Raw genomic sequence first — 25,378 nt, forward strand, 5'->3', positions numbered from 1 at the left:
CATTTTAATGGTGAACGACCGGCTGGCGCGCAATCGCGCCCTTGGGCGCTTGGGCCCTCACACCCGCGCCGACGGTATACTCGCGGCCCGTTTTCCGCCGGGCGGCCTGCTGCGTCGCCGCAGCGATTCCGTCCATCATCATTGCGGACATCGCGAAGCGCTATTGCCCGAATGGCCGATTGTGGCGCAAGCGCCGTCATGGCACGATCGTTCGCCAACCTCGTCGGCCGCCGCCCGCCCCTTTTCTGGAGACGCCATGTCCTCGCCCCTCCGTTCTTCCGAACCGCTCGACGTCGATGCACTGCTCGCCGCGCTGCCGCGCCGCATCGCCGACGTGCCCGCACGCCGGGCCGCGCAGGCACCCGGGCATCCGGCGCTGATCGAGGACGCACGCCAGCTGTCGTACGGCGACCTGTCGCAAGCCGTCGATGCGGCGGCCGCGCTGCTCGCCGGCCTCGGCGTGCAAGGCGGCGACCGCGTGATGATCGTCGCCGAAAACTGCGTCGCGCAGATCGTGCTGCTGTTCGCGGTCGCCCGCCTCGACGCGTGGGCGCTCGTGTCGAACGCGCGATTGTCGGCCGGCGAACTCGACGCGATCGCCGCGCACGCGCGCCCGAAGCTGATCGCGTTCACCACCGACGTATCGCCCGACGCGCGCACGCATGCCGCGCGGCACGGCGCGACAGTTGCCGGCTCACTGCCGGTCGACATCGGCGCATGGTCGTATCGCGTCGACGCCAGCGCGCCGGGCGAGCCGGTTGCCGCCGACGGCGCCGCGCAATGCGCGGCACTGATCTACACGACCGGCACGACCGGCACGCCGAAAGGCGTGATGCTGTCACATCGCAACCTGCTGTTCATCGCGGCGACGTCGAGCGCGCTGCGCCGCGTGTCGCCCGACGACGTCGTCTATACGGTGCTGCCCGTGTCGCACGTGTACGGGCTCGCGTCGGTCTGCCTCGGCAGCCTGTACGCGGGCGCGACGCTGCGGCTTGCGCCGCGCTTCTCGCCGGAAGCCGTGCGCGTCGCGCTCGCCGACGAAGGCGTCACGATCTTCCAGGGCGTGCCCGCGATGCACGCGAAGCTGCTCGAACACCTGCACACGCACGGCCACGCATGGCACGCACCGCGCCTGCGCTTCGCGTATTCGGGCGGCTCGCCGCTCGACACGAACCTGAAGGCACGCGTCGAACGCCTGTATGGCGTGCCGCTGCACAACGGCTACGGAATGACCGAGAGCAGCCCGACGATCACGCAGACACCGCTCGACGCGCCGCGCACCGACAGCTCGGTCGGCGTGCCGATTCCCGGTGTGGAGATGCGGATCGTCGCACCGGACGGCACCGACGTGGCGCCCGGCGAAGTCGGCGAGATTCGCGTACGCGGGCCGAACGTGATGCTCGGCTACTACCGCAACGCGGACGCCACCCGCGCGGCCGTGTCGCCGGACGGCTGGCTGAGCACCGGCGATCTCGCGCGGCAGGAAGCGGACGGCGCTGTGACGATCGCGGGTCGCAGCAAGGAACTGATCATCCGCTCGGGCTTCAACGTCTATCCGGTCGAAGTCGAGCAGGTGCTGAACGCGCACCCTGACGTCGTGCAGGCGGCCGTCATCGGCCGTGCGGTCGAAGGCAACGAGGAAGTGCTCGCGTTCGTCGAACGGGTGCCCGGCGCGACCGCCGACGAAGCGGCGCTGCACGCATGGTGTGCGGAGCGGCTCGCGCCTTACAAGCGCCCCGCGCATATCCGCGTCCTCGACGCGTTGCCGGCCGCATCGACGGGCAAGGTGCTGAAGCACAAGCTGCGCGAGCTGGTCTGACGCAGGCAGGCCGGTGCGCGCACCGGAGCCTGCGCAGCGAAACGTGCGCTAACCGCGCGGATGGTGTTGCGCGTGCAGCGTCTTCAACCGCTCGCGCGCGACGTGGGTATAGATCTGCGTGGTCGAGATGTCGCTGTGACCGAGCAGCAGTTGCACGACGCGCAGGTCGGCGCCGTGGTTCAGCAGGTGCGTCGCGAACGCGTGCCGCAGCGTGTGCGGCGACAGGTGGGCGCGCACGTCCGCGTGCAGCGCGTGACGCTTGATGATGTTCCAGAACTGCTGGCGCGTCATCCCGTCGCCGCGTGCGGTCACGAACAGCGCGTCGGCCGCGCGCGCGCCGAGCAGCGCCGGCCGCGCATCGCGCAGATAGCGCTCGATCCAGCCGTGCGCGACTTCGCCGAACGGCACGAGCCGCTCCTTCGAGCCCTTGCCCATCACCCGCACGACGCCCTCGTTGAGCCCGACCTCGACGGTCTTCAGCGTCACGAGTTCGCTCACGCGCAATCCGCTCGCATACATCAGCTCGAGCATCGTGCGATCGCGCAGGCCGAGCGGCGTGCCGATATCGGGCGCGCCGAGCAGCGCCTCGACCTGCGCCTCCGACAACGTCGACGGGAACCGGGCCGCCTGTTTCGCGGACGAGATCCGCAGCGTCGGGTCGGCGCTCGCGCGATGCTCGCGCACGGCCCAGCCGTAATAGCGCCGGAACACGGACAAGCGCCGGTTCGACGACGTCGCCTTGCCGTCGCTGCGCGCGGCGATGTAGCCCGTCACCATCGCTTCGTCGACCGAATCGAGCGACGTGTCGTGGGTCGCGGCCAGCCATTGGGAAAACAGCACCAGATCGCGCCGGTAAGCATCGAGCGTGTTGCGTGCGAGCCCGTGCTCGAGCCACAGCGCATCGCAAAACACGTCGATCGATGCGCGGCTCGCGAGCAGCGCGGGGGACGCCGCGGCGGCATCGCCGTCGGCTTCGGGGGAAATCAGCGATTCACTCATCAGTACGGCACGCCCTCGTGCGCCAGCAGCCAGCGCTTCACTTTCTGGTAATACCCGTTGTCGTCGTGGTTCGCGAAACCGCCGAGGCCGCCCGCCGCGACGACGCGATGGCACGGGATCACGAGCGGGAAGTAGTTCGCGCCGCACGCCTGGCCGACCGCGCGCGGCGCGCTGCCGATCCGCTTCGCGACCTGGCCGTAGGTCAGCACCGTGCCGGGCGGGATATCGCTGATCACGTCCCACACGCGGTGCTGGAACGCGCTGCCGACCTCGGCGAGCGGCAGGTCGAAGCGCGCCGACGCGCGCGCGAAGTAACGTTCGATCTGCTTGACCGCGCGCTTCGCGAGCGGCGTATCCGGATCGACCGGCTTCACCGATTCGGGCAGATAGACGATCTCGCGCACCACCGCGGCATCCGTGCGGATGCCGACCTTGCCGAACGGTGCGTCGATGACTGCATTGAACATGGCCCTCTCCTGACCGATGGATGCGCGCGGCAGCACCGCGCGCCGACGACACTTTACGCCGCCTTCACGCGGCACGCAGCGCCCATTCGACATGCTCGCGCACGACCGGCGACGGATCGTCGGCCCGCGCGCGCAACGCGTCGACGATCGCCTCGCGCGCCTGCGGCGCAAGCCGGCCCTCGCCCGCGCGCAGCGCGTTGCCGAGGCCGACCGCGAGATTGCGCAGCCAGCTTTCGTAGCCGATGCGCCGGATCGCACTGCCCTGCATTCGCGTGTCGAACGTGTCCGCATCCCACGCGAACAGCTCGACGAGCGACGCGCGGTCGAGGCCGTGCCGCACGTCGAAATCGGCGACGGGCGCGGCCTGCGCGAACTTGTTCCACGGGCACACGAGCTGGCAATCGTCGCAGCCGTACACGCGATTGCCGATCATCGGCCGCAGCGGCTCGGGGATGCTGCCTTTCAGTTCGATCGTCAGGTACGAGATGCAGCGGCGCGCGTCGACGCGGTACGGCTCGACGATCGCGCCGGTCGGGCATGCGTCGATGCAGCGCGTGCAACTGCCGCAGTGGGCACCGGGCGTCTCGGGTGCGGTGTCGGGCGACGTGTGCGCGTCGGTCGGCAGCGGAACGTCGACGTAGATCTCGCCGAGGAAGAACAGCGAACCCGCATCGCGCTGCAGCAGCAGCGTGTGCTTGCCGCGCCAGCCGACGCCGGCCTTCTGCGCAAGCTCGACCTCGAGCACGGGCGCCGAATCGGTGAACACGCGGTAGCCGAACGCGCCGATCTCACGCTCGATGCGCTCGGCGAGCGTCTGCAGCCGGTTGCGCAGCACCTTGTGATAGTCGCGGCCGCGCGCATAGATCGACACGACGGCCGCCTGCGGATCGTCGAGCCGGGACCGTTCGCGCGCACGCCAGTCGTGCGGCACGAGTGCGTCGGGCGCATCGTCAACGAGTGTTTGAGCCGGCAGATAGGCGAGCCGCGCGGAGATCACGCGTCGCGTACCGGCCACAAGTTCGGCCGGGCGCGCGCGTTTCATCCCATGTTTCGCCATATAATCCATTTCGCCGTGGTATCCGGCTTCCAGCCAGGCGGCGAGGCCTGCTTCGGCATCCGAGAGATCGGTATCGCTGATGCCGATCGCCCCGAAACCCAATTCGCGCCCCCACGCCCTGATGCGCGCGGCGAGCGCAGTCAACGCCGCATCGTCGAGCGCGCACGGTGCCGCGCCTTCGGCACGAGTCGAAGGCCTGTCGGATGCGGCGAGTTCCGGTAATCGGTTCATCGCACTATTTTACGAGAATGCCAGCCACGTCCAGCCAACCGCCTCACGACGCCATGCTGCCCGCCCTGCTCGCGGAGCGCGTGATCGCGCTCGCCGACGAAGCGGCGACCGAGGCCTTCGGCACCCGCTTCGCGCACGCGCTCGACGCGGCGCGCACCGAACTCGCCCGCGCGCATGCGTTCGACGGGCTGCAGATCCAGCTGGTCGGCGACCTCGGCGCGGGCAAGACGTCCCTCGTGCGCGCCATCCTGCGCGGCCTCGGCCACACGGGGCGCGTGCGCAGCCCGACCTATACGCTCGTCGAGCCGTACGCACTCGAACGCGAGGATGGGGAACTCGAGGTCTATCACTTCGATCTGTATCGTTTCAACGATCCGGCCGAATGGTCCGACGCAGGCTTTCGCGAATATTTCAATTCCAGCGCGATCTGCCTCGTCGAATGGCCACAACAGGCGGGCACGCTGCTCGGCGTACCCGATCTGGTTTTCTCGCTCGACGTGGATGGCGACGGCCGCGTCCTCACCGTCCGGGCGTACAGCGCTTCAGGAAAGGCATGTCTCGAAAGATGTTGATCAAACCGTTCCGCTCGATCGAATCGGCGGCCACCGCGACGCACAACTGGCGGCGTCGCCAGATCCTGCGCGCGGGCGCGTCGACGCTGGTGCTCGGTCTCGTCGCGCCGCGGCTCGCGCATGCGTCCTCGGTGCTCGGCGTGCGCGTGTGGCCCGCACGCGATTACACGCGCGTCACGATCGAATCCGACCAGCCGCTGCAGAATACCCAACAGCTGCTGCAGGGTCCCGACCGCCTCGTCGTCGACCTGAGCGGCCTCGATCTCGACCAGGCGCTGCGCGATCTCGTGTCGAAGATCGCGCCGAACGATCCGCAGATCCAGTCGGTGCGCGTCGGCCAGTATCAGCCGCACGTCGTGCGGATGGTGTTCGACCTGAAAGGTTCGGTGAAGCCGCAGGTGTTCACGCTGCCGCCGGTCGGCGCGTACAAGTACCGGCTCGTGTTCGACCTGTATCCGGCCGTCGCGCCCGATCCGCTGTCCGACCTGATCGCGCAGACGGAACGCAAGGAACAGGCGCTCAACGACACCGCGCGCGCGCAGCAGATGCAGCCGCCGTCCACGCTGGCCGGCCCGGGCACCCCGCCGCCCGCCGCGGGCGACAACAGCGATGCGTTCTTCCAGCGCTTCGCGCAGAACACGCCGGCCACGCCGCACACGCCGCCCGCCGCCGGCACGCCCTCGACGCCCGCGAAGCCGGCCGTCAAGCCGCCGCCGGTCATCGCACGCCGCGACGACAGCGACGACGACGGCGACACCTACAAGTTCACCGCACCGAAATCCGGCAAGGGCGGCACCGTGCGCCTGCTGACGGTGGCGATCGATCCGGGCCACGGCGGCGAGGATCCGGGCGCGATCGGCGGCGGCGGCACGTACGAGAAGCACATCGCGCTCGACATCGCGAAGAAGCTGCGCGCGAAGATCGACGCCGCGCCGAACATGCGCGCGATGATGACGCGCGACGCCGACTTCTTCGTGCCGCTGAACGTGCGCGTGCAGAAGGCGCGCCGCGTGGGCGCCGATCTCTTCGTGTCGATCCATGCGGACGCGTTCACGACGCCGTCCGCGCGCGGCTCGTCGGTGTTCGCATTGTCCGATCACGGCGCGACGAGCGCCGCGGCGCGCTGGATGGCGAACAAGGAAAATTCGTCCGACCTGATCGGCGGCATCAACATCAAGACGGCGGATGCGGCCGTGAACCGCGCGCTGTTCGACATGTCGACGACCGCGCAGATCCGCGATTCGCTGCGCTACGGCAACTACGTGCTGAAGGAAGTCGGCGGCATCAACAAGCTGCACAAGGGCTCGGTCGAACAGGCCGGGTTCGCGGTGCTGAAGGCCCCCGACATTCCGTCGATCCTCGTCGAGACCGCGTTCATCAGCAACCCGGAAGAGGAGAGCCGGCTGAACGACGACAGCTATCGCGACCAGATGGCCGACGCGATCTTCCGCGGCATCAAGCGTTATTTCGCCGCGAATCCGCCGCTCGCGAAGAGCCGGATGGCCTGACGGCCCGACGGCCGTATCCAGCCGTACTCGGCCACCCCGCCCCGCCGCCGGCACGCAGTGCGTGCCGGCGCGTCACGATGCCGCGAAGCGGCGCATCAGTTTCCCGCCGAACACGTTCACCGCGAGGCCGCCCATCACGAGCGCCGTGCCGATCAGCTGCGCGCGCGTCAGATGCTCGTCGAGCAGCAGCGCCGACGAAGCCAGGCCGACGATCGGCACCAGCAGCGAGAATTGCGCGACCTGCGCGGCCGGATAGCGCGACAGCAGGCGGCTCCAGAGCCCGTAGCCAAGCAGCGTCGCGACGAACGCGAGATAGACGACCGCGAAGATCGACGCCCCGTTCAGCCCTGCGAGCGCGGTCGCGATCCGCTGCGGCCCTTCGAACCACAGCGACAGCAGGAAGAACGGTACGGGCGGCACGAGGCTCGCCCACACGACGAGCGACACGAGGTTCGCCCGGCCGACCTTCTTCGTGACGATGTTGCCGAACGCCCACATCGCGGCCGAACAGATCGTCAGCAGAAAGCCCGCGAGCGTCATTGCGCGGCCGCCCTGCGCCGCGATCACGACGAGCCCGCCCGCGGCGATCGCGAGCCCGAGCAGGTTCTGCATGCGCAGCCGCTCGCCGAGGAACAGCATCGCGAACACGAGCGTGAAGAACGCCTGCGACTGCAGCACGAGCGACGCGAGGCCGGCCGGCATGCCGACGTACATGCCGGTGAACAGGAACACGAACTGGCCGAGCTGGATCGTCGCGCCGTACAGCACCAGCAGGCGCCACGGAATCTGCGGCCGGCGCACGAAGAACACGGCGGGCACGGCCGCGAGCGTGAAGCGCAGCGCGCCGAGCAGCATCGGCGGCATGCCGTGCAGGCCGACCTTGATCACGACGAAGTTCACGCCCCACGCGAGGATCACGACCAGCGCAAGCAGCAAGTCCTTCGGGGCCATCATCGGCGTCTCCTCGATTGTCGAATCGTTGTACAAGGTGCTCTCGAGCCCTGTCGCTTCGCGCCAGGCGCCCGAGGAGGCGATCCCCAAAAGGAACTGCCTGCGGGGCAAAAAATACCGGGGCGGCCCGGCGTTTTCCCGGGAAGCCGGTCAGTCTACCGGGTTTCGGCACCCGGCCCGATACCCGCGCGGCGCGCATGGAATCGGCGGCGGACGGCCAGTACAATGACCGGCATCTCCCCCGCCGCCCCACAGGATCCGCCATGACCGCCCCGATCAAAGCCCTGCTGAAGCCGCACGTGCGCGACATCGGTAACCTGCAGGTGCGCCGCACGCTGCCCGCACTCGCCGCACGCCTCGTCGGCCCGTTCATCTTCTTCGATCACATGGGACCCGCCACGCTGCCGCCCGGCACGGGGCTCGACGTGCGCCCGCACCCGCACATCGGTCTCGCCACCGTCACCTACCTGTTCGACGGCGCGATCCTGCACCGCGACAGCCTCGGATCGCTGCAGGAGATCGTGCCGGGCGACGTGAACTGGATGACGGCCGGCCGCGGGATCGTCCACTCCGAACGCACGCCCGACGCGCAGCGCGAAAACGGCCACACCGTGCACGGGATCCAGACCTGGGTCGCACTGCCGCGCGCGCACGAGACGACCGAGCCGTCGTTCGAGCACCATCCGGCCGACACGCTGCCGAAGCGCAACGAGGACGGCGTGTCGCTGACGGTGATCGCCGGCGATGCGTTCGGGCTGCGCTCGCCGGTCACGACGTTCTCGCGCACGCTGTATGTCGCAGCCGAATTCGCGGCCGGCGGCCGCCTCGAACTCGACGCATCGCACGAGGAACGCGCGGTGTACGTGGTCGACGGCGAGCTCGCGATCGACGGCACGCCGGTGCCCGCCGAGCAGATGGCCGTGCTCGCGCCCGGTGCCGCAGTCACGCTGACGAGCGGCAGCGGCGCGCGCGCGATGCTGCTCGGCGGCGACAAGATCGACGGCGAACGCTTCATCGAATGGAACTTCGTCGCCAGCAGCCGCGAAGCGATCGAACGCGCGAAAGAAGCATGGACGCGCCAGGAAATGGGCAAGGTGCCGGGCGAAACCGAGTGGATTCCGCTGCCCGAGTCGAAGCCGCGTTGAAAAAGGGGCGCTCCGCCCTCATCCTGACGACATTCGAACGAAAGAGAACGACATGGACACCACGCTTGCCACATTCGAGAAAGACGTCATCGAGGCGTCGCTGGACGCCCCCGTGCTGGTCGACTTCTGGGCGCCGTGGTGCGGCCCGTGCAAGACGCTCGGCCCGCTGCTGGAAAAACTCGAAGGCGACTACGAAGGCCGCTGGAAGCTCGTGAAGGTCAACGTCGACGAGAACCAGGAACTCGCCGCGCACTTCCAGACCCGCAGCATCCCGCACGTGATCGCGTTCGCCGACGGGCGCCCGGTCGACCAGTTCGTCGGCGTGCTGCCCGAAGGCCAGCTGCGCGCCTTTCTCGACCGGCTGCTGCCGGCCCCCGAGGAAGCCGAACGGCGCGCCGCGCAATACGCGATGGCCGAAGAGCGCCACGACGACGCGCTCACGCACCTCGAGGCGGCGCTCGCGCTGAATCCCGGCTTCGACGACGCACGCCTCGACCTGATCGAACTGCTGCTCGCGAGCAACCAGGTCGACGCCGCGCGCGCCGAGACGGAACGCCTGTCGCCGCAGACCGTGCAAGGCGGCGACCCGCGCTACCAGGCGATCAAGACTCGTTTCGACGCTCTCGAAGCCACGGCCGACCTGCCGCCGACCGACGCACTCGAAGCACGCATCGCGGCCAACCCGGCCGATCTCGACGCGCGCTTCGATCTCGCGCAGAGCCTGATCGCGCGGCGTGCGTATGAAGGGGCGCTGGAGCAGTTGCTGGAAATCGTCACGCGCGACCGCACGTACGGCGACGATCTCGGCCGCCGCACGATGATCTCGGTATTCGAGCTGGCCGGCGACCGCCCGGACCTCGTCGCCGGGTGGCGGCGCAAGCTGAGCATGGCGCTCAACTGAGGGACGACCGGCCGGGCCGCAACGGCCCGGCTGCGTAACAGCCCGACCACGTAACGGCCCGACTGCGCAACAGCCCCGCATCGCATGCGGCGCGCATCACGCGCTGCGGCATCGCGCCCACGCCCGCGTGTCGCGCGCTCAGCCGGCGGCCTGCGCCGCGATCGCGCGCAGCGCATGCGCGGCGGCCGCGAAGCCGAAGCTCGCGGTCACGCACACGCTCGAACCGAATCCCGCACAGTTGAGCCCCGCGACGTGCGCGGCCGCGGACGGCTCCGCACCGTCCTCGAGATCGCAGGCGGCCGCTTCCGGATAGATCAGCGGCTCGTCCGAATACACGGCGCTGACCTTGAAACGCGCCTTCGGCCCGCGCGGAAAGCCGTGCTGCTTGCGCAACTGCGCGCGCACCTTCGACAGCAGCGGGTCCTGGATCGTCAGCGCGAGATCGTCGATCCGGATGCGCGTCGGGTCGAGTTGGCCGCCCGCGCCGCCGACCACGACGAGCGGCTGACGCTTCGCGACGCACCATGCGATCAGCGCAACCTTCGTGCGCACGCTGTCGATCGCGTCGATCACGTAGTCGAAACCGCCGCCGAGCAGCGCGTCGAAGTTGTCGGGCTCGACGAAATCCTCGATCCGGTTCACGCGGCACGCGGGATCGATCAGCGCGATCCGCTCGGCCATCGCGTCCACCTTCGGCTTGCCGTAATTGCCGTCGAGCGCGTGGATCTGCCGGTTCGTATTGCTTTCCGCGACGTTGTCGAGATCGATCAGCGTGAGCGTGCCGACCGCGTTGCGTGCGAGCGCCTCGGCCACCCACGACCCGACGCCGCCGATCCCGATCACCGCGACGTGCGCGCGCTCGAACGCGGCTGCGGCCGGCGCGCCGTACAACCGCGCGACGCCGCCGAAACGCCGCGCGCGATCCACGTCAAGCTGGATTTCCGGGGTCGGGGTAAGATCAGAAGAACTGGGCGGGGCGGTGTCGGCGACGGACATGGCAGCAAGGAAATCGTAAGTCGTGCAGCCCTCTATTTTGCCTGAACTCCCCGCTCGCCCGCGCCACTGTGCACGCACGTTTCTTGCGCGTTGGCTACAATGGTTCCAGATTGAAGCGTTTGCATAACATGACGACTCTCGCCGATCTCCGCATCAATTATTCGCGTGCTTCGCTCGACGAAGCCGATGTCGCCCACGACCCCTTCGCCCAGTTCGATCGCTGGTTCAAGGAGGCGCTTGCCGCCAAGCTGCCCGAGCCGAACACGATGACGCTCGCGACCGTCGGCGCCGACGGCCGGCCGTCGGCACGCATCGTGCTCATCAAGGGCGTCGACGAACGCGGGTTCGTCTTCTTCACCAATTACGAAAGCCGCAAGGGGCACGACCTCGCCGCGCATCCGCAGGCAGCGCTGCTGTTCTACTGGATCGAGCTCGAGCGCCAGGTGCGCATCGAAGGCCGGATCGAGAAAACCAGCGCCGAGGAAAGCGACCGCTATTTCGCGTCGCGTCCGCTCGGCTCGCGCATCGGCGCATGGGCGTCCGAGCAAAGCGCAGTGATCGACAGCCGCGCGACGCTCGAAGCGCAGGAAAAGGCCGTCAGCGAACGCTACGGCGACAACCCGCCGCGCCCGCCCCACTGGGGCGGCTACCGCCTCGTGCCCGACTCGATCGAGTTCTGGCAGGGCCGCCCGTCGCGGCTGCACGACCGTCTGCTCTATACGCGCGACGCCAACACGCCGTCGGGCTGGTCGATCTCGCGCCTGTCGCCGTAAGCGCGGCGCCGGCGCACGCCGGTCGTGTCTCGTGTTGCATCCGGGCGCCCGCCGCGCAAGCGGCGGGCGCCGGTCAAGATACTTGGCTGTATTCGATTCAACGAACAAACGGAGAATCCAAATGTTCTGGGAAAAGAAGCTGGCACAGTGGGCGGACGACGTACGGGCGAAAGCGAACATACCGGCACGCCTCGTGCTGTGGAACGGCGATCAACTCGATTTCGGCACCTTCAGCGCGCCGCAGGTCACGCTGAAGGTGAACAGCGCGTCGGCGCTGCCGCTCTTGCTCGAACCGAGCCTCGACAATCTCGGCGAGGCCTACGTGAAGGGCAAGATCGACATCGAAGGCAAGCTGTCGGACATCATCAACATCGGCTACTCGCTCGCGCGCAGCACGGTGACGAGCGCGAGCAAGCTCGCGCGCGTGAAGCGCTACTTCAATCACTCGAAGAGCACCGACAAGAAGGCGATCCAGTATCACTACGACGTCTCGAACGAGTTCTACAAGCTGTGGCTCGACGAGAACATGGTGTACTCGTGCGCCTACTTCGAGAACGGCGACGAGGATCTCGCCACCGCGCAGATCAAGAAGATCGACCACATCCTGACGAAGATCCGGCTCGAGCCCGGCCAGCGCCTGCTCGACATCGGCTGCGGCTGGGGTGCGCTCGTGCTGCGCGCCGCGCAGAAGTTCGGCGCGCAGTGCCTCGGCGTCACGCTGTCGCAGAACCAGTTCGACCTCGCGACCGCGCGCGTGAAGGCGGCCGGGCTGGAGGACAGGATCGAGATCCGGCTGCAGGACTACCGCGAGATCGACGGCCAGTTCGACCGCATCACGAGTGTCGGGATGTTCGAGCACGTCGGGCGCAAGAACCTGCCGCTCTATTTCACGCGGATTCATGACCTGCTCGTCGACGACGGCATCGCGATGAACCACGGGATCACGTCGACCGACGCGGAAAGCGGCGAGACGGCGCTCGGCGGCGGCGAGTTCATCGACCGCTACGTGTTCCCGGACGGCGAGCTGCCGCACATCAGCCTCGCGCTGGAAGCCGCGCAGCGCGGCGGCCTGGAAGCGATTGACGTCGAAAGCCTGCGACGGCACTATGCGCGCACGCTCGACATCTGGACGGAAAACTTCGAGGCGAAGGCAGAAGCGGCGCGACAACTCGTCGACGACGAAAAATTCCGCATCTGGCGCGTGTATCTCGCCGGCTGCGCGTATGCGTTCGAGCACGACGACGTGTCGATCTTCCAGATCGTGTGCCGCAAGGCCGGACGCAGCGCGAAAACGCTGCCGTGGTCGCGGCGCTATATGTACGAACACGCGCTGCCGCGCTAGGCGGCGCTTCACGCTGGGCATGCATGGGTGACGGCAGGACGCGGCGCAAGGGGCCGCCGGAACGACAGCAGCACGACGACGCGCACGCGCCGCACGCCGACGGGCAATTCGACCTGTTCGGCGTGCCGGCCGACGCTGCACGCGCGTCGCCCGAGGACGACGGCCCGCCTGCCCGCACCGACGAACACGTGAAGCCGGACGCGCGTGACGACGCGCAGCCGGCACCGCGCGCCCGCTCCCGTTCTTCCGACGAAACACCGCCTGCCGCTTCCGGCCTGCTGTGGGACGAACCGTCCCCGCCGGCCGCGCCGCCGAAGAAAGGCCGGCGCCGACGCGGCGTGCTGCCCGCGCCGATCGCGCCCGAGGTCGCCGACGCAGCGGCCGGCCTGCCGCCGAACGTTCGGCTCGGCACGTCGTCGTGGTACTTCCCCGGCTGGGACGGCATCGTCTACGACGGCGATTTCGCGCAGACCAAGCTGTCGCGCGAAGGGCTCGAAGCGTACGGCGCGCATCCGCTGCTGAAGAGCGTGAGCCTCGACCGGTCGTTCTACGGCCCGCTGTCGGTCGCCGATTACCTGCGCTACGCGCAGCAGGTGCCCGACGATTTCCGCTTCGTCGTGAAGGCGCCGGCCTCCGTGACCGACGCGGTCATCCGCGGCCGGCGCGGCGAGCCGTCGGGGCCGAACCCGACCTTCCTCGACGCGCAGCTCGCCACCCGCGAGTTCGTGCAGCCGTGCCTCGAAGGGCTCGGCCGGAAAGCCGGCGTGCTCGTGTTCCAGTTCTCGCCGCTGCCCGACCAGTTGCTCGCGCAGCCGGCCGCGCTGATCGACCGGCTCGCCGCATTCTTCGCGGCGCTGCCGCCGCTGCCGCCGGACGCCGACGGCACCCGCTATGCGATCGAGATTCGCGACGCGAGCCTGCTCACGCCGCGTTTCATCCGCGCGCTCGCCGCGCTCGGTGTGCGCTACTGCGTCGGCCTGCACGCGCGGATGCCCGACGCGCTGCGCCAGGCGGCCGCGCTCGCCCTGCTCGACGGCGACGCGCCGGGCCCGCTGATCGTGCGCTGGAGCCTGCACAGCGGCTTCAGGTACGAACAGGCGAAAGCGAAATACGAGCCGTTCGACAAGCTCGTCGACGAGGATCCGGCCACGCGCTCGGCGCTCGCCGAACTGGCCGCGCGCTATGCGCTGGCCGGGCAGCCGGTGATCATCACGATCAACAACAAGGCGGAAGGCTCCGCGCCGTTGTCGTGCATCGCGCTCGCGCGCGAGATCGCCGCCGCGTGCGCGCAGTGGCGCAACGAGGCGGCCTGACGCCCGTTTGCGCCGGCTCCCGCCGTTCCGGCGCTTACGCGCCGCGCAGCGACTTCAGCCGGTGCGAGAACTTCTGCCGGAATTTCGCGAGCTTCGGCCCGATCACGACCGAGCAGTAGCCCTGCCCCGGGTTACGCGCGTAATAGTTCTGGTGATAATCCTCGGCCGGCCAGTAGTTGCCGTCGAGCGGCACGACCTGCGTGACGATCGGCTGCCCGAACACCTGCTCGCGCTCCAGCTCGCGGATCACGTCGAGCGCCGTGTCGCGTTGCGCGTCCGAATGCGTGAACACGACCGAACGGTACTGCGTGCCGACGTCATTGCCCTGCCGGTTCAACTGGGTCGGATCGTGCGTCGCGAAGAAGATCTCGAGGATCTCGCGATAGCCGATGCGCGCCGGATCGAACGTCACGTTGACGACTTCCGCGTGGCCCGTGTCGCCTTCGCAGATGTCGCGATAGCCGGGATTGCGCGTATGGCCGCCCGCGTAGCCCGACTGGACGGCCGTCACGCCGTCGACGTCGAGAAACACCGCCTCCGTGCACCAGAAACACCCGCCTCCCAATGTCGCGGTTTCAAGCATCTCGTTCACCATGAAATCAGTCCTTCGTTGATGTCGGCAGCCGGCACGCATGCGCCGGCGCCACCGTTCCGTCTCGCCGCTGCCCACCCGGGGGCGGGTCGCAACGGCACTGCGGCAAGTATCTCACTCGCGCGCGAACCTGACAGGTTGCACAGGTACCGCGCACGACCGACCGCCCGCGTTCTCGTCTACACTTAGGCACGCGCGAGCGCGGCGGCAAACCCGCTGCCTCGCGCAAAGCGCCCGATGCGTGCCCGACCCTGATGCAAACATCATCTGCCGGAACATCGATATGCATGCCTTAACAGACATCGTCCGCATCACTCGCCCGGCCGTCGCCGCATCGCGGGCTACCGCTTCGACCGTGCCACCCCCTTGCCGTGCGTCCGTCTCGCCCCACGTGCGGCGATCCGGAACACCGCCTTTCTCCGCTTTCACGATCTGATGCACGGCGCGCCGCACGTGTCGCCGACGCGTGCACCCGCCTGCCGATCGCGCCTGCCGGCGCCACGCGCGCCGCGCGGCAACCCCGACCCGCACGCCCGCAACGAACGGCCGTGCGTCAACGATCCGAACCCATCGAGAGGGCATCACCATGAGCATGCGACCTGACCCGACGTTTCACGCTTCGCCCGAGCTTGCGATGCAGGCGCCGGCGGAAGAGTTTGCCTATACGTTGTTGCTGAGCCCCGATTTTTCCAGACCCGACGCGCTCGCCGTGATCGACGTGAAGCCCGGCTCGCCGACCTACGGAAAAATCGTGCATACGGTGACGATGCCGAACACCGGCGACGAGTTTCACCACTTCGGCTGGAATGCCTGTTCGTCGTCGCTGTCGCCGCTGACCGGCCATGCGTTCCTCGAGCGCCGCTTCCTGATCATCCCCGGCCTGCGCTCGTCGCGCATCTACGTGATCGACACGAAGCCGCATCCGACGCAGGCGCGCATCCACAAGATCATCGAGCCCGACGAGATCTTCTCGAAAACCGGCTATTCGCGGCCGCACACCGTTCACTGCGGCCCCGAAGGCATCTATGTGAGCACGCTTGGCGGCGCGGGCAAGGACGGCACCGACGGCGCGCCCGGCATCTTCATCATGGATTGCGAAACCTTCGACGTGCTCGGCCGCTGGGAGATCGACCGCGGCCCGCAGGACAAGCATTACGACTTCTGGTGGAACCTGCCGCGCGACTACATGGTGTCGAGCGAATGGGCGCTGCCGCCGCAATTCGAGAACGGCATCGTGCCCGAGGACCTGCTCGCGAACAAATATGGGCACCGGCTGCATTTCTGGGACCTGCGCGCGCGGCGCAACGTGCAGACGATCGATCTCGGCGCGCAGCATCAGATGGCGCTCGAAGTGCGGCCCGCGCACGACCCGGTGCGCGAATACGGGTTCGTCGGCGTCGTGGTCGACACGACGAATCTCGAAGGCTCGATCTGGACCTGGTGGCGCGAAGGCGGCAAGTTCCATGTGAAGAAGACCGCGACCATCCCGGCCGAGCCGGCCGCGGCCGACGAACTGCCGCCGCTGCTGAAATCGTTCGGCGCGGTGCCGCCGCTCGTGACCGACATCGACCTGTCGCTCGACGACCGCTTCCTGTACGTGTCGTGCTGGGGCACCGGCGAGATGCGCCAGTACGACGTATCGGACCCGCACAACCCGGTGCTCGCGGGGTCGGTCCGCATCGGCGGCATCGCGCGCCGTGCGCCGCACTCGAACGGCCGCGCATTCGCAGGCGGCCCGCAGATGGTCGAGATCAGCCGCGACGGCCGGCGCGTGTACTGGACCAATTCGCTCTATTCGACGTGGGACGACCAGTTTTATCCGGATGGCGTGCCGGCCGCGCAGGTGCTCGCGCATGCGGGGCCGGAAGGCGGGCTGACGCTCGCCGACGATTACTGGGTCGAGTTCCCCGAAGGTTATCGCGCGCACCAGATCCGGCTCGAAGGCGGCGACTGCTCGACCGACTCGTTCTGCTACCCGTCGGTCAAGCGTTGAACACCGGCCTTCACGCCCAGTTCGCGCTGTGGGCGGCCGTGCTCGCGAGCGGGGTGTATCACGGGCTCAACCCCGCGATGGGCTGGCCGCTCGCGGTGTCGAACGCGCTGATGACCCGCCGCGGCGGCGCGCTCGTCGCGGCGCTCGGTTATCTCGCGCTCGGCCATGCGCTTGCTGTCTTCGCGGTGATGCTGCCGTTCGGGCTGCTCGCCGCGCTGCTTGCCTGGCAATCGGCGATCCGGATCGGCGCGAGCGCGCTCGTGATCGGCTTCGGCGCGGTGCTGCTGATCCGGCGCCGGCATCCACGTGCGCTCGCGCGGATCCCGCCGGCGCGGCTCGGCCTGTGGTCGTTCGCGATCGCGATCGCGCATGGCGCGGGGCTGATGCTGGTGCCGATCTACCTCGGGCTCTGCGGGCTCGACCGGGACGCCGGCCACCGGGCGGCGGCCACGCTCGTCGATGCGCATCTCGGCATGGCGCTCGTCGTCGCGGCCGTGCATGCCATCGCGATGATCGGCGCCGGCGGCGGGCTCGCGTGGCTCGTGTACCGCTATCTCGGGCTGAAGTTCGTGTCGCGGAGCTGGTTCAATCTCGATGCGGTGTGGGCGTCGAGCCTGATCGTGACGGGCGCGCTGTCGCTCGGACTGGCGGCGGCGCGATAGATGGCGCGGGGATCGGCGGTCGGGAAATGCCACTGCGCGGGACCGCGCGGCGGCACCGCTCTAAAAACGCGACAGAACGGCGTTGCCGGCCGCGCGCGATTGCCCGTCCTGCCGCGCGCCGCAGTGTTCGCTACGCCACCCTGCCCCCTCGATGCGCCGCCTAGCCGGGCCCGGCGGCCCCGATTCCGCTAAAATCGGGCCATGCGCACCCCTTCCCCATCGACCGCCTTGTCGCCTTTCGTCCGCCGTGCCCGCCCCGCTCGCGTCGCGCCGCGCCCGCCCGTCTCGTTCCGGATGGCTGCCCGATGAGCCATGCCAATCCCCCGGATTTCGACTCGGCCGCTTTCCGGCAAGCGCTTGGCCAGTTCGCAACGGGCGTGACGGTGATCACGACGCGCGCGCCGTCCGGGCAGCTGATCGGCATCACCGCCAGCTCGTTCAACTCGGTATCGCTCGATCCGCCGCTCGTGCTGTGGAGCCTCGCGCACAAATCGGCGTCGACGCCCGTGTTCCGCGGCAACAGCCACTATGTGGTGAACGTACTGGCGGCCTCGCAGCTCGACCTGTGCAAGCGCTTCTCGACCTACAAGGGCGACCGCTTCGAAGGAATCGCGCATGCGGCCGGCAACTCCGGGATGCCCGTGCTCGACGGCGCGCTCGCATGGTTCGAATGCCACAACCGCAGCCGCTATGACGAAGGCGACCACGTGATCTTCGTCGGCGAGGTCGAACGCTGCGGCGTGCGCGCCGCATCGGACACGACGCCGCCGCTCGTGTTCCACGGCGGCGGCTTCCACGGCCTTACACCGCTTTGATCGCCCCAGTGCGCGCCAGCCCGACCGGCGCGCCGGCTTCGTCCTTCAGCGTCTGCAGCACGATGTTCGAACGGATGTCCATGACGCCCGGCGCCTTGTAGAGCCGGTTCAGCACGAAATCCGAGTAGTGCTTCAGGTTGTGCGCGAGCACGCGCAGCAGATAGTGGCTCTCGCCCGTCACGACGAACGCGCCGACCACCTCCGGCCATTCGCGCAGCGCTTCCGCGAAGCGCTCGTGCCATTGATTTTCTTCGTTGCGCATCGATACCTGCACGAACGCCTCGAGCTCGAAGCCGAGCTTCTCGCGGCTCAGGCACGCGCGATAGTGCTCGATCACGCCCTGCTCCTCGAGCAGGCGCATGCGGCGCAGGCAGGCGGATGGCGAAAGCGAAATGCGTTCCGCCAGGTCGAGATTGCTGATTCTGCCCTCTTCCTGCAGTACCGCCAGAATCCGGCAGTCGGTGGCATCGAGCGTGATCGCGTGCATTTTTGGTCCCCGTTTTCCCTCTGAGTCGAATTATCTGCCAATCCGGCGGTTTGTCCATGTTTATTTCGCAAGCACTTTCTGCGAGCGTCCACCTATCATTCGAAGCATCGACTCACCGAATCGTCATGCCATGGACACCCTCTGGGACATCTCGCCGCCTGTCAGCCCCGCCACCCCCGTGTGGCCGGGCGATACGCCGGTTTCCGTCGAACGCGTGTGGCGGATGGAGGCCGGCTCGCCGGTCAACGTCGCACGCCTGACGCTGTCGCCGCACACGGGCGCGCACTGCGACGCGCCGCTGCATTACGACGCCGACGGCGCGCCGATCGGCGCCGTGCCGCTCGACACCTATCTCGGCCCGTGCCGCGTGATCCACTGCATCGGCGCATCGCCGGTCGTGCAGCCGGCCGATGTCGCGGCCGCGCTCGACGGCGTGCCGCCGCGCGTGCTGCTGCGCACGTATGCACGCGCCAGCGTCGAACGGTGGGACAGCGACTTCTGCGCGGTCGCGCCCGGGACCGTCGACCTGCTCGCCGCGCACGGCGTGAAGCTGATCGGCATCGATACGCCGTCGCTCGACCCGCAGGAATCGAAGACGATGGATGCGCATCACCGCGTGCGCGCGCACCGGATGGCGATCCTCGAAGGCATCGTGCTCGACGACGTGCCGCCCGGCGACTACGAACTGATCGCACTGCCGCTGAAATTCGCGACGCTCGACGCGAGCCCCGTGCGCGCGGTGCTGCGCGCGCTGCCCGCGCGTGCCTCCTGATTACCCCGACTGACGACCCACATCATGATCAAGACCCGTGAAGACGCGCTCGCGCTCGACCGCGACGATCCGCTCGCCCCGCTGCGCGACCAGTTCTCCCTGCCCGACGGCGTAATCTATCTCGACGGCAACTCGCTCGGCGCGCAGCCCCGCGCATCGGCCGCCCGCGCGCAGCAGGTGATCGGCGCCGAATGGGGCGAAGGCCTGATCCGCAGCTGGAACACGGCCGGCTGGTTCGCGTTGCCGCGCCGTCTCGGCGACAAGCTCGCGACGCTGATCGGCGGCGCGCCGGGCGAAACGGTCGTCACGGACACCATCTCGATCAACCTGTTCAAGCTGCTGTCGGCGATGCTGCGCCACCAGGCCGAGCGCGCGCCCGAGCGCCGCGTGATCGTGTCGGAGCGCTCGAACTTCCCGACCGACCTGTATATCGCGCAGGGGCTGATCGAGCAGCTCGGCGGCAACTATGAACTGCGCCTGATCGACGATCCGGCCGACCTGCCGGCCGCGCTCGGCGCGGATACGGCCGTCGCGATGATCACGCACGTGAATTACCGCACCGGCTACATGCACGACATGCCGGCCGTCACGCAGCTCGTGCACGACGCGGGCGCGCTGATGCTTTGGGACCTCGCGCACTCGGCCGGCGCGGTGCCGGTCGACCTGAACGGCGCGCGCGCCGACGGCGCGGTCGGCTGCACGTACAAGTACCTGAACGGCGGCCCGGGTTCGCCCGCATTCGTGTGGGTGCCGCAGCGTCATCACGCACACTTCTCGCAGCCGCTGTCCGGCTGGTGGGGCCACCGCGCACCGTTCGCGATGCAGCCGGGCTTCGCGCCCGATCCGGGCATCGCGCGCTTCCTGTGCGGCACGCAGCCGATCGTGTCGATGTCGATGGTCGAATGCGGGCTCGACGTGTTCCTGCAAACCGACATGCAAACGATCCGCCGCAAATCGCTCGCGCTGACCGATGCCTTCATCGCGCTCGTCGAAGCACGCTGCGCGGGCCTGTCGCTGAAGCTCGTCACGCCGCGCGCGCATCACCAGCGCGGCTCGCAGGCGAGCTTCGAGCACCCGCACGGCTACGAGGTGATGCAGGCGCTGATCGCGCGCGGCGTGATCGGCGACTACCGCGAGCCGTACGTGCTGCGCTTCGGCTTCACGCCGCTCTATGTGCGCTTCGTCGACGTGTGGGATGCCGTCGAGACGCTGCGCGACATCCTCGCCACCGACGCCTGGAAGGCGCCCGAGTTCGCCGAACGCGGCGCGGTGACCTGACCGGCCTTGCCCGGCGCGCAACGCGGTCACGCGGATTGCGCGCCGCGCCCCGTCATTCAAATCTGGAGATAGTCGTGAATTCTGGTCATATGCAGCCACCCGGCGGCGACGCGCCGGCGGGCTGCCCGTTCTCGGGCGCACGCGCCGCACATCCGGCACAAGCGGCGCAAGCGGCACACGAAGCGCCGCACGTGCCGGGCGATGCCTCGGGCGAAGCCGGCTGGCACAACGCACAGCTCGATTTCTCGAAGTCGATGAGCTACGGCGACTACCTGTCGCTGAATTCGATCCTCGACGCGCAGCATCCGCTGTCGCCCGATCACAACGAGATGCTGTTCATCATCCAGCATCAGACGAGCGAGCTGTGGATGAAGCTCGCGCTGTTCGAGCTGCGCGGCGCGCTCGACGCGGTGCGCACCGACGCGCTGCCGCCCGCGTTCAAGATGCTCGCGCGCGTGTCGCGGATCCTCGAGCAACTGGTGCAGGCGTGGAACGTGCTGTCGACGATGACGCCGTCCGAGTATTCGGCGATGCGGCCGTATCTCGGGCAGTCGTCGGGTTTCCAGTCGTATCAGTATCGCCAGCTCGAATTCCTGCTCGGCAACAAGAACGTGCAGATGCTGCAGCCCCATGCGCACCGGCCCGACATCCTCGAACAGGTGCGCACGACGCTCGAGGCGCCGTCGTTCTACGACGAGGTCGTCCGCCTGCTCGCGCGGCGCGGTTTCCCGATCGCGCAAGCGCGGCTCGAGCGCGACTGGACGCAGCCGACGCAGCACGACGAAACGGTCGAAGCCGCGTGGCTCGAGGTGTACCGCCACCCGCAGCAGCACTGGGAACTCTACGAGATGGCCGAAGAACTCGTCGATCTCGAGGATGCATTCCGCCAGTGGCGCTTCCGTCACGTGACGACCGTCGAACGCATCATCGGCTTCAAGCAGGGCACGGGCGGCACCAGCGGTGCGCCGTACCTGCGCAAGATGCTCGACGTCGTGCTGTTCCCCGAGCTCTGGCACGTGCGCACCACGCTGTAACGCCCCACTCGCCCGCCGTCACGACGACGTGCGGGCCAGTTCCTCCCGTTCGCGCGGCTGCGCTGCCGCACGTGACAGTCGCGGGATATGCCGCCGCACGGCCAACAGCGCGACGCAGACGATGCCCATCCCGATCAGTCCGGCAGCCACCGCCGTCGCGAATGCGCCGCGCGTGATTCCCCATTCGCGGATCAGCACCGGAATCGCGAAACCGATCAACTGGCCGTCGAAACCGTCGAGCACGATCGCGAGCGCGGCGAGCAGCAGCGGGCCGGCACGATCGACACGCGGCCCGTGCACGAAGTCGTCGCCGCGCGCACGCTCACCGCGTTCCGGCGCCGCCAAGGCATCCTGCCGCAGCCGGCCGGCAAGCGGCTCGAGGAACTCGTCGCGTTGACGCGCGAGGAACGCTGACGGCGCTTCCCGGCCGGCGGCCCGTCCGCCCTTTCCGCCCGCTCATTCCGCCCGCCGCCGCAGCGCACCATCGAAATGCCGTTTCCCCGCCTTGACTTTCGCTCGCCCGAATACGATCATTCGCTCACACATAGAGCAAATGATCGTATTCGTACTCGGCAGGAAAATCTGGCACGAACAGGAGACACCGGATGAGCGCATCGCCCTCCGCCCGCACGCCCGTGCTGCTGCACATCGGCGCAGGCTCGTTTCACCGCGCGCACCAGGCGTGGTATCTGCATCGCGTGAACGCGGCCGTGCCGCCCGACGAGCGCTGGTCGCTGACCGTCGGCAACATCCGCGACGACATGCGCGCGACGATGGACGCGCTCGCCGCGCAGCACGGCGAATACACGCTCGAGACCGTCACGCCGCAAGGCGAGCGCGCGTACGAGACGATCCGCGCGATCACGCGCGTGCTGCCCTGGTCGATCGATCTCGCCGCGCTGATCGACGCCGGCGCCGATCCGGCCTGCCGGATCGTGTCGTTCACCGTCACCGAAGGCGGCTACTACCTCGACGAACACAACCGGCTCGACGTCGCGAATGCCGATCTCGCGGCCGACCTGCAGGGTGCGCGCACGACGCTGTACGGCGCGCTCGCGGCGCTGCTCGCCGAACGCGTGAAGCGCGGCGCGGGCCCGCTCACGCTGCAGAGCTGCGACAACCTGCGCAACAACGGTGCGCGCTTTCGCGCGGGGATGCGCGAATTCCTCGAACGGCGCGGGCAGGGCGACCTGCTCGCGTGGTTCGATGCGAACGTCGCGACGCCGAGCGCGATGGTCGACCGCATCACGCCGCGCCCGACCGCCGACGTGCGCGAGCGCGTGCTGGCCGCCACCGGCATCGACGACGCATGCCCGGTGATGGGCGAATCGTTCATCCAGTGGGTGATCGAGGATCGCTTCGCGGCCGGCCGGCCGCGCTGGGAGCTGGCCGGTGCCGAACTCGTCGACGACGTCCACCCGTACGAGGAAGCGAAGATCCGCATCCTCAACGCGACGCACAGCTGCATCGCGTGGGCCGGCACGCTCGCGGGCCACACGTATATCCACGAAGGCACGCACGACGCGGCGATCCGGCGCTTCGCGCACGACTACGTCACGCAGGACGTGATCCCGTGCCTGACGCCGAGCCCGCTCGATCTCGCGCGCTACCGCGACGTCGTGCTCGAGCGCTTCGGCAACCCGTACGTACTCGACACGAACCAGCGCGTCGCGGCCGACGGCTTCTCGAAGATCCCCGGCTTCATCACGCCGACGCTCGTCGAATCGTTCGCACGCGGGGCGGCGCCGGTCGCCACCGCCGTGCTGCCCGCGCTGTTCCTGCGCTTTCTCGAACGCTGGGCGTGCGGCACCTTGCCGTATGCGTACCAGGACGGCGTGATGGACGAAAGCGCCGCGCGTGCGATCGTCGGGTCCGGCCATCCGGGGGCCGGCCGTCCGGGGGCCGGCCATCCGGAGGCCGACGACCAGGTCGCCGCGCTGTGCGCAAGCCGCGCGCTGTGGGGTTCGCTCGCCGGCAACCCGGCGCTGTTCGAGGCGTTGCGCGCCGGGCTCGCGCGGGTCGATGCATGGCTCGCGGCGCGCTGACGCGCATTGGGGCGAACCTGCCTTGGCACGTGCACGGCCGCGCGGCTAAAGTAGCGAGTCCCCACTGACGGAACGGATCGCTCATGTATCTCGGCATCGACCTCGGCACTTCGGAAGTGAAGGTGCTGCTGCTCGCCCCGGACGGCACGGTCGTCGGCACCGCCGGCTCGCCGTTTACCGTGTCGCGGCCGCATCCGCGCTGGGCCGAACAGCATCCGGACGACTGGTGGCAAGGCACGCTCGCCGCGCTCGCTGCGCTGCGCGCACGGCATCCGCAAGCATTTGCGGCCGTGCGCGGCATCGGCCTGTCGGGCCAGATGCACGGCGCCGTGCTGCTCGGCCGCGACGACCGCGTGCTGCGCCCCGCGATCCTGTGGAACGACATGCGCAGCGCCGACGAGTGCGCGCTGCTCACCGAACGCGCGCCCGATCTCCACGCACTGGCCGGCAATCTCGCGATGCCGGGCTTCACCGCGCCGAAGCTGCTGTGGGTCGCGAAGCACGAACCCGATGTGTTCGCGGCCACCGCCTGCGTGCTGATGCCGAAGGACTACCTGCGGTTCCGGCTCACCGGTGCAAAGGTGTCCGATCCGTCGGACGCAGCCGGCACGCTGTGGCTCGACGTCGCACGCCGCGACTGGTCCGACGCGCTGCTCGCCGCATGCGGAATGACGCGTGACCAGATGCCGCGCATCGTCGAGGGCAATGCGCCGTCCGGCACGCTGCGCGCGGACATCGCGCGCGAACTCGGGCTGTCGGAGGCGGTCGTGGTAGCCGGCGGCGGCGGCGACAACGCAACGAGCGCGCTCGGCATCGGTGCGATCCACGCAGGCGACGGCTTCGTGTCGCTCGGCACGTCCGGCGTGCTGAGCGTGGTCGGCGATCGCTTCATGCCGAACCCCGCATCGGCCGTGCATGCGTTCTGCCATGCGATTCCCGACCGCTGGCAATTGATGAGCGTCGTGCTGTCGGCCGCGAGCTGCCTGCGCTGGGTCTGCAAGCTGACCGGCACCGACGAGCCCGCCCTGCTCGCCGAAGTCGAGGCGCTCGACGCCGACGCGCTCGCGACGGCCCCGCTGTTCCTGCCCTACCTGTCCGGCGAGCGCACGCCGCACAACGATCCGTACGCACAAGGCGTGTTCTTCGGGATGACGCATGCGACCGAACGCGCGCATCTCGGCTACGCGGTGCTCGAAGGCGTGACGCTCGGCCTCGCCGACGGTCTCGACGCGCTGCATGCGGCCGGCGTCGAAACCGCCCAGCTGTCGCTGATCGGCGGCGGCGCGCGCAGCGCGTACTGGGCACAACTGATCGCCGATGCGCTGAACGTGCGCACGCGCCAGCACGGCGGCGGCGAAACGGGTGCGGCGCTCGGCGCGGCGCGGCTCGGCTGGCTGGCCGTCGGCGGCGATCCGCATGCGGTGCTGGCCAAGCCGCCGGTGCGGGCCGAATACACGCCGGATGCCGCCCGCCATGCGCTGCTGCGCGAACGCCTCGATGCGTTTCGCTCGCTGTACCGCCACGTGCGGCCGCTGTACGAACCGTCGCGCGCACGGCTCGCGTAAGCGCCGCCCGTCACGCGTGCCGGCCGTCGGCCGCATGCGCGACATGCGGTACAGTGGATGC

23 protein-coding genes and 2 pseudogenes are annotated in these 25,378 nt (G+C 68.9%); 17 read left to right on the top strand and 8 right to left on the bottom strand.

Annotated elements, in window-relative coordinates:
- Positions 1-256 precede the first annotated feature (256 nt).
- Complete coding sequence (locus tag DPV79_RS12330) at positions 257-1,819, top strand: class I adenylate-forming enzyme family protein (RefSeq protein WP_113045536.1); 1,563 nt, start codon at positions 257-259, stop codon at positions 1,817-1,819.
- Positions 1,820-1,867: 48 nt separating this feature from the next.
- Here DPV79_RS12330 and xerD read toward each other — a convergent pair whose 3' ends face one another.
- The 3 genes from xerD to queG all read right to left on the bottom strand — a co-directional run bounded on the left by xerD (position 1,868) and on the right by queG (position 4,573).
- Positions 1,868-2,818 carry a site-specific tyrosine recombinase XerD gene (xerD, locus tag DPV79_RS12335; RefSeq protein ID WP_021162559.1) on the bottom strand — a complete coding sequence of 317 codons (951 nt, stop codon included), beginning with the start codon at positions 2,816-2,818 and terminating at the stop codon, positions 1,868-1,870.
- Positions 2,818-3,285, bottom strand: coding sequence for a methylated-DNA--[protein]-cysteine S-methyltransferase (locus DPV79_RS12340; RefSeq protein ID WP_021162558.1), 468 nt, complete (start codon positions 3,283-3,285; stop codon positions 2,818-2,820). The genes xerD and DPV79_RS12340 overlap by 1 nt, the downstream gene beginning before the upstream one ends.
- Positions 3,286-3,349: 64 nt before the next feature.
- Positions 3,350-4,573 carry a tRNA epoxyqueuosine(34) reductase QueG gene (queG, locus tag DPV79_RS12345; protein WP_113045537.1) on the bottom strand — a complete coding sequence of 408 codons (1,224 nt, stop codon included), beginning with the start codon at positions 4,571-4,573 and terminating at the stop codon, positions 3,350-3,352.
- Positions 4,574-4,590: 17 nt separating this feature from the next.
- Between queG and tsaE the strand changes: the two genes are divergently transcribed.
- Both tsaE and DPV79_RS12355 read left to right on the top strand, forming a co-directional pair.
- Positions 4,591-5,145 carry a tRNA (adenosine(37)-N6)-threonylcarbamoyltransferase complex ATPase subunit type 1 TsaE gene (gene tsaE / locus DPV79_RS12350; protein ID WP_113045538.1) on the top strand — a complete coding sequence of 185 codons (555 nt, stop codon included), beginning with the start codon at positions 4,591-4,593 and terminating at the stop codon, positions 5,143-5,145.
- The gene (locus DPV79_RS12355) at positions 5,127-6,653 is read left to right on the top strand and encodes an N-acetylmuramoyl-L-alanine amidase (RefSeq protein ID WP_042977130.1); all 1,527 of its coding nucleotides are present in this window, start codon (positions 5,127-5,129) and stop codon (positions 6,651-6,653) included. Before tsaE ends, DPV79_RS12355 begins: the two co-directional genes overlap by 19 nt.
- Before the next feature lie 72 nt (positions 6,654-6,725).
- Here DPV79_RS12355 and DPV79_RS12360 read toward each other — a convergent pair whose 3' ends face one another.
- Positions 6,726-7,604, bottom strand: a complete 879-nt coding sequence (locus DPV79_RS12360) for an EamA family transporter (protein ID WP_027789271.1) — start codon at positions 7,602-7,604, stop codon at positions 6,726-6,728.
- A gap of 263 nt (positions 7,605-7,867) precedes the next feature.
- On the opposite strand from DPV79_RS12360, the gene DPV79_RS12365 reads away from it, so the two are divergent.
- Together DPV79_RS12365 and trxA are read left to right on the top strand one after the other, a co-directional pair.
- Positions 7,868-8,749 (top strand): pirin family protein, encoded by an 882-nt coding sequence (locus DPV79_RS12365; RefSeq protein ID WP_021162553.1) that lies wholly within the window; start codon positions 7,868-7,870, stop codon positions 8,747-8,749.
- A gap of 52 nt (positions 8,750-8,801) precedes the next feature.
- A complete protein-coding gene (gene trxA / locus DPV79_RS12370; RefSeq protein WP_059484357.1) occupies positions 8,802-9,650 on the top strand; it encodes a thioredoxin in 849 nt (282 codons plus the stop codon).
- 138 nt (positions 9,651-9,788) lie between these two features.
- On the opposite strand, the gene DPV79_RS12375 is transcribed toward trxA, so the two are convergent.
- Entirely contained in the window at positions 9,789-10,646 is an 858-nt protein-coding gene (locus DPV79_RS12375; RefSeq protein WP_048024931.1) for a tRNA threonylcarbamoyladenosine dehydratase, read from the bottom strand.
- 128 nt (positions 10,647-10,774) lie between these two features.
- On the opposite strand from DPV79_RS12375, the gene pdxH reads away from it, so the two are divergent.
- From pdxH to DPV79_RS12390, 3 genes are all read left to right on the top strand, one after another.
- A complete protein-coding gene (pdxH, locus tag DPV79_RS12380) occupies positions 10,775-11,419 on the top strand; it encodes a pyridoxamine 5'-phosphate oxidase (RefSeq protein WP_059648862.1) in 645 nt (214 codons plus the stop codon).
- Positions 11,420-11,540: 121 nt separating this feature from the next.
- Positions 11,541-12,761 (top strand): SAM-dependent methyltransferase, encoded by a 1,221-nt coding sequence (locus DPV79_RS12385; RefSeq protein WP_021162549.1) that lies wholly within the window; start codon positions 11,541-11,543, stop codon positions 12,759-12,761.
- Positions 12,762-12,784: 23 nt separating this feature from the next.
- The gene (locus tag DPV79_RS12390) at positions 12,785-14,074 is read left to right on the top strand and encodes a DUF72 domain-containing protein (RefSeq protein WP_113045539.1); all 1,290 of its coding nucleotides are present in this window, start codon (positions 12,785-12,787) and stop codon (positions 14,072-14,074) included.
- Positions 14,075-14,108: 34 nt separating this feature from the next.
- On the opposite strand, the gene msrA is transcribed toward DPV79_RS12390, so the two are convergent.
- On the bottom strand, positions 14,109-14,669 hold the full coding sequence (gene msrA, locus DPV79_RS12395) for a peptide-methionine (S)-S-oxide reductase MsrA (RefSeq protein WP_041492935.1): 561 nt from the start codon (positions 14,667-14,669) through the stop codon (positions 14,109-14,111).
- A 583-nt stretch (positions 14,670-15,252) separates the two neighbouring features.
- Between msrA and DPV79_RS12400 the strand changes: the two genes are divergently transcribed.
- The 3 genes from DPV79_RS12400 (at position 15,253) to DPV79_RS12410 (ending at position 18,136) form a co-directional block, all read left to right on the top strand.
- Positions 15,253-16,659: a selenium-binding protein SBP56-related protein gene (locus tag DPV79_RS12400; RefSeq protein ID WP_048024939.1), complete on the top strand. Its 1,407-nt coding sequence runs from the start codon at positions 15,253-15,255 to the stop codon at positions 16,657-16,659.
- Complete coding sequence (locus DPV79_RS12405) at positions 16,656-17,321, top strand: hypothetical protein (protein ID WP_059855264.1); 666 nt, start codon at positions 16,656-16,658, stop codon at positions 17,319-17,321. The genes DPV79_RS12400 and DPV79_RS12405 overlap by 4 nt, the downstream gene beginning before the upstream one ends.
- Before the next feature lie 305 nt (positions 17,322-17,626).
- Positions 17,627-18,136, top strand: a complete 510-nt coding sequence (locus tag DPV79_RS12410; RefSeq protein ID WP_048024941.1) for a flavin reductase family protein — start codon at positions 17,627-17,629, stop codon at positions 18,134-18,136.
- Here the strand turns inward: DPV79_RS12410 and DPV79_RS12415 are convergent.
- Entirely contained in the window at positions 18,123-18,623 is a 501-nt protein-coding gene (locus DPV79_RS12415; RefSeq protein WP_006477992.1) for an Lrp/AsnC family transcriptional regulator, read from the bottom strand. The genes DPV79_RS12410 and DPV79_RS12415 overlap by 14 nt on opposite strands.
- A gap of 130 nt (positions 18,624-18,753) precedes the next feature.
- Here DPV79_RS12415 and kynB point away from each other — a divergent pair, with 130 nt between their 5' ends.
- From kynB to kynA, 3 genes are all read left to right on the top strand, one after another.
- Complete coding sequence (gene kynB / locus DPV79_RS12420; protein WP_021162542.1) at positions 18,754-19,395, top strand: arylformamidase; 642 nt, start codon at positions 18,754-18,756, stop codon at positions 19,393-19,395.
- A 24-nt stretch (positions 19,396-19,419) separates the two neighbouring features.
- Positions 19,420-20,673, top strand: a complete 1,254-nt coding sequence (gene kynU, locus DPV79_RS12425; RefSeq protein ID WP_021162541.1) for a kynureninase — start codon at positions 19,420-19,422, stop codon at positions 20,671-20,673.
- Positions 20,674-20,762: 89 nt separating this feature from the next.
- Positions 20,763-21,707, top strand: a complete 945-nt coding sequence (gene kynA / locus DPV79_RS12430; RefSeq protein ID WP_060067547.1) for a tryptophan 2,3-dioxygenase — start codon at positions 20,763-20,765, stop codon at positions 21,705-21,707.
- Between the two features lie 93 nt (positions 21,708-21,800).
- Here kynA and DPV79_RS12435 read toward each other — a convergent pair.
- Positions 21,801-21,974 (bottom strand): annotated as a pseudogene (locus DPV79_RS12435) (MFS transporter); the annotation flags it as partial.
- Here DPV79_RS12435 and DPV79_RS12440 point away from each other — a divergent pair.
- The 3 genes and pseudogenes from DPV79_RS12440 to xylB all read left to right on the top strand — a co-directional run.
- Positions 21,963-22,121: pseudogene (locus DPV79_RS12440) on the top strand (LysR family transcriptional regulator); the annotation flags it as partial. The pseudogenes DPV79_RS12435 and DPV79_RS12440 overlap by 12 nt on opposite strands.
- A 191-nt stretch (positions 22,122-22,312) precedes the next feature.
- Positions 22,313-23,752 carry a D-arabinitol 4-dehydrogenase gene (gene dalD, locus DPV79_RS12445; RefSeq protein WP_113045540.1) on the top strand — a complete coding sequence of 480 codons (1,440 nt, stop codon included), beginning with the start codon at positions 22,313-22,315 and terminating at the stop codon, positions 23,750-23,752.
- An 83-nt stretch (positions 23,753-23,835) separates the two neighbouring features.
- Positions 23,836-25,317 carry a xylulokinase gene (gene xylB, locus DPV79_RS12450; protein ID WP_113045541.1) on the top strand — a complete coding sequence of 494 codons (1,482 nt, stop codon included), beginning with the start codon at positions 23,836-23,838 and terminating at the stop codon, positions 25,315-25,317.
- Positions 25,318-25,378: the final 61 nt, after the last annotated feature.

It is taken from the genome of Burkholderia reimsis (genome assembly GCF_003294055.1).
In the GTDB taxonomy this organism is placed as follows: Bacteria; Pseudomonadota; Gammaproteobacteria; order Burkholderiales; family Burkholderiaceae; genus Burkholderia; species Burkholderia cepacia.

Bases quoted from the DNA above. Each gene is read 5' to 3' on its own strand.
- DPV79_RS12330 (WP_113045536.1), top strand. From the start codon at position 257: ATGTCCTCGCCCCTCCGTTCTTCCGAACCGCTCGACGTCGATGCACTG.
- xerD (WP_021162559.1), bottom strand. From the start codon at position 2,818: ATGAGTGAATCGCTGATTTCCCCCGAAGCCGACGGCGATGCCGCCGCG.
- DPV79_RS12340 (WP_021162558.1), bottom strand. From the start codon at position 3,285: ATGTTCAATGCAGTCATCGACGCACCGTTCGGCAAGGTCGGCATCCGC.
- queG (WP_113045537.1), bottom strand. From the start codon at position 4,573: ATGAACCGATTACCGGAACTCGCCGCATCCGACAGGCCTTCGACTCGT.
- tsaE (WP_113045538.1), top strand. From the start codon at position 4,591: ATGCCAGCCACGTCCAGCCAACCGCCTCACGACGCCATGCTGCCCGCC.
- DPV79_RS12355 (WP_042977130.1), top strand. From the start codon at position 5,127: ATGTCTCGAAAGATGTTGATCAAACCGTTCCGCTCGATCGAATCGGCG.
- DPV79_RS12360 (WP_027789271.1), bottom strand. From the start codon at position 7,604: ATGGCCCCGAAGGACTTGCTGCTTGCGCTGGTCGTGATCCTCGCGTGG.
- DPV79_RS12365 (WP_021162553.1), top strand. From the start codon at position 7,868: ATGACCGCCCCGATCAAAGCCCTGCTGAAGCCGCACGTGCGCGACATC.
- trxA (WP_059484357.1), top strand. From the start codon at position 8,802: ATGGACACCACGCTTGCCACATTCGAGAAAGACGTCATCGAGGCGTCG.
- DPV79_RS12375 (WP_048024931.1), bottom strand. From the start codon at position 10,646: ATGTCCGTCGCCGACACCGCCCCGCCCAGTTCTTCTGATCTTACCCCG.
- pdxH (WP_059648862.1), top strand. From the start codon at position 10,775: ATGACGACTCTCGCCGATCTCCGCATCAATTATTCGCGTGCTTCGCTC.
- DPV79_RS12385 (WP_021162549.1), top strand. From the start codon at position 11,541: ATGTTCTGGGAAAAGAAGCTGGCACAGTGGGCGGACGACGTACGGGCG.
- DPV79_RS12390 (WP_113045539.1), top strand. From the start codon at position 12,785: ATGGGTGACGGCAGGACGCGGCGCAAGGGGCCGCCGGAACGACAGCAG.
- msrA (WP_041492935.1), bottom strand. From the start codon at position 14,669: ATGGTGAACGAGATGCTTGAAACCGCGACATTGGGAGGCGGGTGTTTC.
- DPV79_RS12400 (WP_048024939.1), top strand. From the start codon at position 15,253: ATGAGCATGCGACCTGACCCGACGTTTCACGCTTCGCCCGAGCTTGCG.
- DPV79_RS12410 (WP_048024941.1), top strand. From the start codon at position 17,627: ATGAGCCATGCCAATCCCCCGGATTTCGACTCGGCCGCTTTCCGGCAA.
- DPV79_RS12415 (WP_006477992.1), bottom strand. From the start codon at position 18,623: ATGCACGCGATCACGCTCGATGCCACCGACTGCCGGATTCTGGCGGTA.
- kynB (WP_021162542.1), top strand. From the start codon at position 18,754: ATGGACACCCTCTGGGACATCTCGCCGCCTGTCAGCCCCGCCACCCCC.
- kynU (WP_021162541.1), top strand. From the start codon at position 19,420: ATGATCAAGACCCGTGAAGACGCGCTCGCGCTCGACCGCGACGATCCG.
- kynA (WP_060067547.1), top strand. From the start codon at position 20,763: ATGCAGCCACCCGGCGGCGACGCGCCGGCGGGCTGCCCGTTCTCGGGC.
- dalD (WP_113045540.1), top strand. From the start codon at position 22,313: ATGAGCGCATCGCCCTCCGCCCGCACGCCCGTGCTGCTGCACATCGGC.
- xylB (WP_113045541.1), top strand. From the start codon at position 23,836: ATGTATCTCGGCATCGACCTCGGCACTTCGGAAGTGAAGGTGCTGCTG.